Raw genomic sequence first — 9,707 nt, 5'->3', positions numbered from 1 at the left:
TCAAGAAAACGTTTTTAGAGAGCACCCCTGCTTCGGGGCGTGCAAGAACAGAAAAGGGCGCATCCATTTGCCCGTCGCCCCGGGCTGTAACATTGAATGCCGTTTTTGCGACCGTCGCATTAACGAAGATGCACAGGTTCCCGGCAATACAAGTAAAGTCATCAAGCCCGAAGAGGCTTGCGGATACATCCGCAAGGCGTTGCAATACGTTCCAGATCTTACTACGGTGGGTATTGCGGGTCCTGGCGATACGCTCGCCACGCCATTTGCGCTGGACACATTCCGCTTGGTGAAAAAAGAATTTCCGCAGCTGATTCGTTGCATGAGCACGAATGGTCTTTTGCTGAACGACAAGGCAGACGAAGTCATCGACGTGGGCATCGACACGCTCACGGTTACCGTGAACGCCGTTGACCCAGAAATCGAGGCAATGATCAACGCAAGGATTTTCTACCACGGCAAGACCTATACGGGCGTCGAGGCTGCTGAAATCCTGATCCACAACCAGCTCGAGGGCATCCGCAAGGTCGCCAAAAGCGGCACACTCATCAAGGTGAACACAGTACTCTGCCCGGGAATCAACGACCAGCACATCGAAGACTTGGCCGCCACCGTCCGCGAAGCTGGAGCAATTATATACAACATTATCCCTCTGATTCCGCAGAACGGATTCAAGGACATTCCGGCCCCGACTCCGAAGGGACTTGCGATTGCACAGGAACAGGCCGGCGTATTCATCAACGTATTCAAACACTGCGCGCATTGCCGTGCCGACGCCGTCGGCGTCCCAGGCGTTTACGATATCGGTGCGCAAATCTACATGGATCGCATCCGTGTAAAGGAGACATTCTCTCATGGCTAAAATATTAGATCAAGCACGTTATAAATGTGCATTAGCTGCTATGCAGACGGTGCAATCCATTCCGGGCGCAATTCCTATACTGCACTCCGGCCCAGGCTGCGCTTCTAAATTGAACGACAACAACGGAACTAGCGGCCGCTTCAGCGCCAACATTTATCCCTGCACAAGCATCAGCGAAAAAGAAGTGGTGTTCGGCGGTTCAGACAAATTGCGTTCCACCATCAAGAATGCGCTCCGCGTGATTGATGCCGACCTTTTCGTGGTACTTTCGGGTTGCACGGGTGAAATCATCGGTGACGACATCCAGGCTGTAGCCGAAGATTTTCAAGATGAAGAAAAGCCGGTCATTTGGACAAAAACTCCGGGTTTCAAGGGCAACAACTACATCGGCCATGACTGGATTTTGAAGGGCATTTTCGAACAGTACGTTCGCAATTACAAGGGCGCTCCGAAAGAGAAAGGACTTGTAAACTTGTTCGCTGGAGTGCCGCAGCAGGACCCGTATTGGCTTGGCAACTTGCGTGAACTTGAACGTCTTTTGCAATCCATCGGTCTCAAGACGAACACGATTTTCGGTTTTGGTCGCGGGATTGAAAACTTGCAGAAGATTCCTTCCGCAGAATACACGATTCTCGTTTCGCCGTGGGCGGGTCTCGAAAGCGCAAAGTATCTTGAAAAGGAATTCAACATTCCGCTGTTGCACTACCCGATTTTGCCGATTGGCGCTGCCGAAACGACAAAGTTCCTCCGCGCAGTTGCTGATTTCACGGGCGCAGACAAGGAACTTACCGAATCTGTGATCAAGGAAAACGAAGCCAACTTTTTCTATTACTTGGAACGCTACGCCGACACGATTCTCGAAAGCCGCATCGTGAGCAAGCGCTTCACGGTCGTGAGCGAAGCGCAGTACGTCATCGCCGTGACAAAGTTCCTCGTAAACGACATGGGGCTTTTCCCGCAAAAATTGTTCGTCACGGACGACACTCCGGAAGCATTCCGCGAAGATGTCACCAAAGAAACAAATACGCTCAATTACGACATCAAGACAAATGTCGAATTCACCACGGATGGTTTCGACCTTCAAAATCAAATCCGCAAGATGGACTTTGGCGGCTCCCCGCTCATCATCGGTTCAAACTGGGAAAAGAAACTCGCCCACGAACTCAAGGGCCACTTCGTGAACATCAGCTATCCGATGATCGAAAAAATCGTCATCAACGCTCACGTCGCAGGCTACAGCGGTGGCCTCCACTTGCTCGAAGACATTTACTCTGCAGCACTTTCCATGCTGAAAATTTAAGGAGGATCTAATGCCATTTAATTTTAAAAATGCAAACGTCGGTGTTCGTGAAAACCGTCTTGGATCCATCACTGGATTTTCTGGTGACTTGGAAACGCTCGCACACCGCTCCCAGTGCGGTTCCGTCAAGAATCGTGAACGCTGCTTTAGCCAATCCAGTTCATGCCTTTCGGGCTGCGCATTGGACCAGCTCATCAGTATTCGCAATGTAGCTGTCGTCTATCACGCTCCTGCCGGCTGCGTAGCTCTTGCTCAAGGTCAAGATGTCAAGTTCCGCCAGCTTGCCGAACGCATCAACGAAAAGACAAATTCCGTTTACGTGTGCACGGACTTGAATGAAAACGATACAGTCTTTGGCGCTATCGAAGCACTCCGCAAGGCCACGCAGTACACGTACGAAAAGTTCCACCCGGAAGCGATTTTCCTTTCGTCTTCTTGCGTGTCGGGCGTGATTGGTGAAGACGTTGACGGTCTCGCCGATGAACTCGCCGACGAATACGATATTCCCATTATCCCGATCCATTGCGAAGGTTTCAAGAGCCGCATTTGGGCAAGTGGTTTCGACATTGCTGACCACGCCGTTTTGCAGGGCATCGTAAAACCGCCTGAGAAGAAGAACAACAAGATTATCTTCAAGAACTTCTTTGAAAGCGCCCGCCCGCAGATTACGGAACTCTTCAAGGAAATCGGTGCAGAACCGCAATTCGTTTATTGCAACTCCACGGTCGAAGAACTTTCGCACTTGAGCGAAGCCCAGGCAATGGTTTGCATTTGCGGTACGCTTGGCACTTACCTCGGCAACGCCCTCGAAGAAACTTACGGTGTTCCGTACGTGCGTACCATCAACCCGAACGGCATCAGCGGTTTTGAAACTTGGTTCCGCGCCATCGGCAAGACGATTGGCAAGGAAGCCGAAGTGGAACGCTACATCGAAAAGCAGCGCGCCATTTACTTGCCGCAAATCGAAGAAGTCAAGAGGGAACTCAAGGGACTCCGCGCCGTGATTGGCATGGGTCCGGGCTACACCTACGAAGTCACCCGCGTTTTGCAGGAACTCGGAATGGAAGTGGTTTACGGTCTCGCTTGGCATTACGACTACAAGTACGATAATGGCCAGGTGCCGCCTGCACTCGAACATTTGCTCAAGACATCCCCGAAGGGCCTCAAGCTCTCCGTGGCTGACCAGCAGAACTACGAAGTGCTTAGCATCTTGAACCACTTCAAGCCGGACATTTACTTTAGCCGTCACCCGGGTACAACCGTGTGGGCGATCAAGCAGGGTTACGCCGCACTCTTCGTCGCTGACGAATACATGATTTTCGGTTATGAGGGAACGCTCCGATTCGCAAAGAGCATCCTGGACACCATCAAGAATCGCAGCTTCGAAAAGAGCCTCGCCGCCCGAATCAAGTTGCCTTATACCAAGTGGTGGTATGAACAGGAAACCGATAAATTCTTGAAGCCGGAAGGCACAAGATAACGTGTTAGAAAATTAAAGTCCGCAACCTCGTTTCCTTAGGCGTGGACGCTCCCGCGAGAGAAATCTCGCGGGAGTTTTTTATTTTATAGGAACATTCTATAGCACTCAATACTACGAGTGAATTACAACAAACTATTTCTTTATGTTTTGCATTTTCACAGACAAAAAAACTTTGATTTAACGAGAGCGATTTTTACTTTTTAATCGGTAATAGTCACGAGGTTTCAATGTCGAATATTCATCATTCCATTACAGAACTTATTGGGCACACGCCGCTTCTTGAGCTTCATAATTTTGAAAAGAATCACAATGCCAAGGCGCATATTCTCGCCAAGCTCGAATATTTTAACGCAACAGGTTCCGTCAAGGACCGCGCGGCGCTCAGCATGATCGAAGAAGCCGAACGTACAGGCAAATTGAAACCGGGTGGAGAAATTGTAGACCTCACGAGTGGCAACACAGGCATCGCACTTGCCGCTATCGCCGCCGCAAAAGGCTACAAAGTCACGATTTTCTTTGAATCGGGCGGTTCTAAAGAGCGCGTTCAGGTCATCAAGACATACGGCGCACAGCTTTTCGATTACGAAGACATTCCCGAATTGAAAAAAGCACTTGAAGACGGTACGATTTCTGACGATATCGTGATTGGCGCCATCAAAAAGTACACCGAAGAACACGACGCATTTTTCATCAACCAGTGCGAAAACGAATACAACCCGCTCGCCCACTACAACACAACCGGCCCTGAAATTTGGGAAGATACGGATGGCAAAGTTGATTTTGTCGTTTCAATGGCAGGCACTGGCGGCACGTTGAACGGACTTTCGAAATACTTCAGAGAGAAAAATCCGAACGTAAAAATTGTAGGTGTGCAGGCCACTCCCGATTCTTTACGCCGCTTTCCAAAGAACATGGCGTGATCGATGGAGTCGCCCCGTTTGCAAATGTTCCAACACCACCATCTTTTTTGACGGATTCCTCCATTTACGACGAATATATCGAAGTTTCAACGTTGCAGGCGACAGGCGTTGCGCATGAACTCGCCGAACACGAAGGACTGTTCCTCGGCACATCAGGCGCAGCAGGCATTTACGCAGCATCCATTGTTGCGGCCCGTCCCGAAAACGAAGGCAAGAACATCGTCGTCATCACGGCTGACAACGGTTTCAAGTATTTGTCTACAAAGGTTTATGCCTTGAAGAAATAAAAAGTTTTACCATTAGACTCCAATATCCAGCCTTCCCCAGCTCCCTGCGGGAAGGTCTTTTTTCAACAAGAAATTACTGGATCCTTCATCATTTCATTCCTCAGGATGACGCAATACATTACACCCGCTACGTATTAACAAAATATATACGTATAAAATCTTTACATTACATCCAATACTTAAAGAAAATAAAGAACAAACTTTTTTGATTCTTTTCACTTTTTTCGTTTAAAAAAGCATTGAGTTTTAAAATATGGTTCTTAATTTTGAACTATCGCAGGGAAACGACAAACAAGCGGATTGAATAAAAACAAACCTACATCAATAAAACGATGTAAAACTAAGGAGTTACAATAATGAATTTAAAAGGCTCTATCAAAACAGCATTTGCAATTTCGCTTTTCTTCGGCATCACAAGCGTTTTCGCAGCAAGCAAGCCCGTCCGAATTGCACATTACACAGGAGTTTTGTGCAGCGCTCCCGTTCACACCGCTTGGCTCAAAGGCTACTTTGACGAAGAATTCAAGAAAATCGGACAAAAATACGAAATGATCCCGATTGCCGAAGGCTCGGGTTCTGTCAATGACCTCATCGTTGCCGATAAGGCCGATGCAGGCAATGAACTTTTGGCTACTGAACTGCAGCCAATCCAGAATGGTCTCCCCATTACATTTGTGACGGGTGTGCACACAGGTTGTACAAAATTCTACGTCACCAAGAAATCAACCATCCAAAAGCTCACGGACTTAAAAGGGCGCAAAACCAAGGTGGGCGTGATTGGCCTTTCCGACAGTTCCATCATGTCATTCAAGCGCAAGCTCCGCGACTTGGGCGTCATTGCAGAAGGCCCCGAAGCAGAAGTTGAATTTATCGTCTACGGTGCTTCGGATTTGCCACTCGCACTCAACAAGGGCGCCGTTGACATCATCGCTTTGCACGATCCGACTGCAGCGTTGGCCGAAGAAGAATACGGATTCACCAAGTTGCTTGACACCGCTCAAGATCCGAAATTCGCTGTGGAATACTGCTGCGTTGCATTCGTAAGCCTCAAGCTTTGGAAAAACAACCCCGAAGGTGCCGCCGCATTCACTCGCGCTATCGCCCGCGCATCCGCATTCATCTCGGTAAACCCGCGTGAAGCCGCACGTCTCCAGCTTTCAAAGGATATCGTTACCGGGAGCCTCGATTTCAACACCAAACTTCTTGACACGTACAGCCACATTCCCTCCCGCAAGGCTACACTTCGCACATTCAAGCGAGTCGCCACGGAACTTCAGCAGACGGGCGTCCTCAAGAAAAAGCTAGACATCGACAAGTTCATCAAGGCACACTTTGCAGACTTCGAATCCAAAGGCATCAAAGTCCCGGACGGCTACGCCTACGACCTAAAAACCGATACGTTCAAAGAAACTTACGAAGAGCCAAAATCGCTCGCCAGAAACCAGAACATTTAAAGAGCCTCCAAACAACACCACTGCGCTCGCAGCACTACGCTGCGGGCGTTTTTCATATCACACCAACAAAAGACGCTCCTATAATATTTACCTATTACCCCCAATATTCATAGAAAATTAAGGACAAACTTTTTTTAAGTATTTCACTTTTCCGCTTGCACAAAGTCTTTGAGAATGCAAATACGGTTTTTAATTTTAAGCTCGTCGCAAGGAAACGATAAAAAAGCGGATCAAAAACAACGATCCACCCTCAAATTCAAAAGGATAAGACCGCAGAAACGATTCAAATTCAGTTGATAAAAACGGAGGTCATCTTCAGTACGCATGCCTCTTAAAATCAACACAAGACGTTTGTAAGGAGATGCCCCGCACAATGTTGGTGGCATAACAATACATCAAGAATCTAAGGAGTTTAACCAATGAATTTTAACGTTAAAAAAATCGCATCTGTAATCGCCCTTGCTACAGCTAGTTCCTTTGCCGCATGGGATTACTACAACATCCCCGAAGAACACCACGGCGAAGCCCGCGTACGTGCCCATTACTGGTACAACGGAGATTTCCATTCTACGGATTTCGATGTAGACGCCCGCTTCACTGTCGTAAAAGGCCTGGAAATCAGCCTCCAGAATCTGGGCTACCAGTTCTTCGCCAACGACCATGACGGCGCTAGCGGCAATAACGGCTTCAAGGACATTACAGTCGGCCTCAAGTATGCCTTTGACCCGAACTTCTACGCATTCATCGATGCAAACATCCCTACAGGTACAGATGATGTCACAAACAACGAATTCAGCCTCAAGACTGGTGTACAATGGCACTTGCCCATCACCGACCAGTTTGGCATCGGCAACGAATTCGCGTTGACTTTCCCATTTAAGCACGATGGCGGCCAGCATGGTGGAATCACCGCAGACTATGGATTTGAATTCTATTACGCATTCAAGTCTGGATTCACGCCGTTCACGGGTTGGGTATTCACAAGCCAGTTGACAGACGGCAGAGACGCCGATAAAAAGAAATCTGGAACAGGTTCTTCAAACATTTCTTTCTGGGCAGGCACTTCCTATGCCGTCAACCCGCACGTGACACTGACCCTGTTCACAGACATTGAATATGCAGCCCATGGAGCCTACTACTCCGGCTATATCTTCCAAACCACATTTGCCTTCTAAATCTCAAAAGGACCAGACAATGAATTTCAAAAGCATCATCAAAACAGCATTCGTCTCTACACTCATCTTCGGCGTGACTAGCGTTTTCGCAGAATTCAAGCCCGTCCGAATCGCCCACTACACTGGTGTGTTGTGCAGTGCCCCGGTTCACGTCGCATGGCTCAAGGGTTACCTTGACGAAGAATTCAAGAAGATTGGTCAGAAGTACGAGATGGTCCCGGTGAACGCCGAAAAGAATTCCATCAACGAACTCATCGTCGCAAACAAAGTCGATGCAGGGAACGACCTCTTGGCCACGGAATTGCAGCCGATCCAGAACGGACTTCCGATTACATTCGTGATTGGCGTCCATACCGGCTGTACAAAATTCTACGTGACAAAAAATTCCGCCATCCAGAACCTCAATGCTCTGAAAGGCAGAAAGACCAAGGTGGGCGTCATCGGTTTGTCCGACAGTTCCGTGATGTCTTTTAGGCGTAAACTCCGTGACTTGGGCATTGTTGCCGACGGCCCAGAAGCTGATGTAGAATTCATCGTCTATGGCGCAAGCGACTTGCCGATTGCCCTCGAAAAAGGCGCAGTTGACGTGATTGCATTACACGACCCGACCGCAGCCACCGCAGAAGAACAGTACGGCTTCAAGAAGTTGCTCGACACTTCTACCGACCCGAAGTTCGCCCCGGAATACTGCTGTGTCGCATTCGTGAGCCTCAAGCTCTGGAAAGAAAATCCTGAAGGTGCCGCCGCATACACGCGCGCTGTCGCCCGCGGTTCCGCATTCGTTGCAGCAAACCCGCAAGAAGCAGCAAGACTCCAGCTTTCCAAGGATGTTGTCGCCGGCAATCAGGAATTCAACGCCAAGTTGCTTGAAAGCTACGGTCACATTCCGTCCCGCAAGGCCGCTCGCCGCACGTTCAAGATTGTCGCTACAGAACTCCAGCAGACAGGCGTTCTCAAGGCAAAGCTGAACATTGAAAAATTCATTAACAAGCACTTCGCAGACTTTGAAGCCAAGGGAATCAAGATTCCTGACGGTTACATCTACGATGCAAAAACAGACAAATTTACAGAGACCTTCGAAGAGCCCAAGTCTCTAGCATCCAAATAAACAATGGCGACCCCGGAACAAGTCCGGGGTGACATTAAAAAAACATTTAAAAATAAAAAAGAGGTAACGATGTCCAATATTCACCATTCTATAACCGAACTTGTCGGTCATACTCCTCTCCTCGAACTCCACAACTTCGAGAAAAACCACAACGCCAAAGCCCACATTCTTGCCAAGCTTGAATACTTCAACCCGTCCGGTTCTGTGAAGGACCGTGCCGCTCTCAGAATGATTGAAGAAGCCGAACGCGAAGGCAAACTCAAGCCGGGTGGAGAAATCGTAGAAATCACAAGCGGCAACACAGGCATCGGCCTTGCCGCAATTGCCGCCGCCAAGGGTTACAAGCTCACGGTCTTCTTTGAACCGGGTGGTTCCGAAGAACGCGTACAGGTCATCAAGACCTACGGCGCAACACTCCTCGGTTACGATTCTCTCCCGAACGTAAGCAAGCTCTTGCAGGAAGGTTCTTTCTCCGTTGCCGTCTTGCTCTCCGACGTCCGCAAGTATGCCGAAGAACACAACGCCTTCTTCATCAACCAGATTGAAAACGAGAACAACCCGCTCGCCCATTACTACACCACCGGCCCGGAAATCGTTGCCGATACGGATGGCAAGGTAGACTTCATCGTTTCCATGGCAGGTACGGGCGGCACGCTCAATGGCCTTTCCAAGTACTTCCGCGAACACAATCCGAACGTGAAGATTGTCGGTGTGCAGGCCACTCCGGATTCCCGCTTCTTCACCCCGGAAGCCGAAGAACACGGCGTGATCGATGGTGTCGCCCCGTTCGCAAACGTCCCGGAACCGCCTCCTCTGCTGAAAGACTCTACGATCTATGACGAATACATCGAAGTCTCTACGCTCCAGGCCACCGGCGTTGCCCACGAACTTGCCGAACACGAAGGTGTGTTCCTCGGAACCTCTGGCGCAGCAGGCATCTACGCAGCATCCATCGTTGCAGCCCGCCCGGAAAACGAAGGAAAGAACGTTGTCGTCATTACTGCAGACAACGGCTTCAAATACCTCTCCACCAAGGTTTACGCATTGAAGAAGTAAGACTCACTGCGTTTGGCTCCTTCCCGAAACCTCACATGGGAGGGGGCCATTTTTTTATTCCAAGC

The 9,707-nt window shown here is 49.3% G+C and carries 9 protein-coding genes; all 9 read left to right on the top strand.

Annotation, left to right across the window (positions count from 1 at the left end; genetic code table 11):
• Positions 1 to 862 (top strand): radical SAM protein (locus tag ACJMM9_RS17165; protein WP_405329752.1); only part of this gene is annotated, 862 nt, incomplete at its 5' end.
• On the top strand, positions 855 to 2,162 hold the full coding sequence (locus tag ACJMM9_RS17160) for a nitrogenase component 1 (RefSeq protein WP_405329749.1): 1,308 nt from the start codon (positions 855 to 857) through the stop codon (positions 2,160 to 2,162). The genes ACJMM9_RS17165 and ACJMM9_RS17160, both read left to right, overlap by 8 nt.
• Before the next feature lie 10 nt (positions 2,163 to 2,172).
• Positions 2,173 to 3,642 (top strand): nitrogenase component 1, encoded by a 1,470-nt coding sequence (locus ACJMM9_RS17155; RefSeq protein WP_405329747.1) that lies wholly within the window; start codon positions 2,173 to 2,175, stop codon positions 3,640 to 3,642.
• A gap of 227 nt (positions 3,643 to 3,869) precedes the next feature.
• Positions 3,870 to 4,562, top strand: coding sequence for a PLP-dependent cysteine synthase family protein (locus tag ACJMM9_RS17150; RefSeq protein WP_405329744.1), 693 nt, complete (start codon positions 3,870 to 3,872; stop codon positions 4,560 to 4,562).
• Positions 4,559 to 4,849 (top strand): hypothetical protein, encoded by a 291-nt coding sequence (locus tag ACJMM9_RS17145; protein WP_405329741.1) that lies wholly within the window; start codon positions 4,559 to 4,561, stop codon positions 4,847 to 4,849. Before ACJMM9_RS17150 ends, ACJMM9_RS17145 begins: the two co-directional genes overlap by 4 nt.
• 356 nt (positions 4,850 to 5,205) lie before the next feature.
• Entirely contained in the window at positions 5,206 to 6,303 is a 1,098-nt protein-coding gene (locus ACJMM9_RS17140; protein ID WP_405329738.1) for an ABC transporter substrate-binding protein, read from the top strand.
• Between the two features lie 419 nt (positions 6,304 to 6,722).
• The gene (locus tag ACJMM9_RS17135; RefSeq protein WP_405329735.1) at positions 6,723 to 7,478 is read left to right on the top strand and encodes a hypothetical protein; all 756 of its coding nucleotides are present in this window, start codon (positions 6,723 to 6,725) and stop codon (positions 7,476 to 7,478) included.
• Positions 7,479 to 7,497: 19 nt separating this feature from the next.
• Positions 7,498 to 8,586: an ABC transporter substrate-binding protein gene (locus ACJMM9_RS17130; protein WP_405329732.1), complete on the top strand. Its 1,089-nt coding sequence runs from the start codon at positions 7,498 to 7,500 to the stop codon at positions 8,584 to 8,586.
• A 69-nt stretch (positions 8,587 to 8,655) separates the two neighbouring features.
• Positions 8,656 to 9,642, top strand: coding sequence for a PLP-dependent cysteine synthase family protein (locus tag ACJMM9_RS17125; protein WP_405329729.1), 987 nt, complete (start codon positions 8,656 to 8,658; stop codon positions 9,640 to 9,642).
• The last annotated feature ends 65 nt before the right edge of the window (positions 9,643 to 9,707 follow it).

The organism is Fibrobacter sp. (genome assembly GCF_045112255.1).
In the GTDB taxonomy this organism is placed as follows: Bacteria; Fibrobacterota; Fibrobacteria; order Fibrobacterales; family Fibrobacteraceae; genus Fibrobacter.
The sequence above is the reverse complement of the archived record's forward strand: the minus strand, read 5'-3'. Positions and strand labels throughout refer to the sequence as shown.

What these genes read in the sequence shown, in the direction of transcription:
- ACJMM9_RS17160 (WP_405329749.1), top strand. Translation starts at nt 855, where the DNA reads ATGGCTAAAATATTAGATCAAGCACGTTATAAATGTGCATTAGCTGCT.
- ACJMM9_RS17155 (WP_405329747.1), top strand. Translation starts at nt 2,173, where the DNA reads ATGCCATTTAATTTTAAAAATGCAAACGTCGGTGTTCGTGAAAACCGT.
- ACJMM9_RS17150 (WP_405329744.1), top strand. Translation starts at nt 3,870, where the DNA reads ATGTCGAATATTCATCATTCCATTACAGAACTTATTGGGCACACGCCG.
- ACJMM9_RS17140 (WP_405329738.1), top strand. Translation starts at nt 5,206, where the DNA reads ATGAATTTAAAAGGCTCTATCAAAACAGCATTTGCAATTTCGCTTTTC.
- ACJMM9_RS17135 (WP_405329735.1), top strand. Translation starts at nt 6,723, where the DNA reads ATGAATTTTAACGTTAAAAAAATCGCATCTGTAATCGCCCTTGCTACA.
- ACJMM9_RS17130 (WP_405329732.1), top strand. Translation starts at nt 7,498, where the DNA reads ATGAATTTCAAAAGCATCATCAAAACAGCATTCGTCTCTACACTCATC.
- ACJMM9_RS17125 (WP_405329729.1), top strand. Translation starts at nt 8,656, where the DNA reads ATGTCCAATATTCACCATTCTATAACCGAACTTGTCGGTCATACTCCT.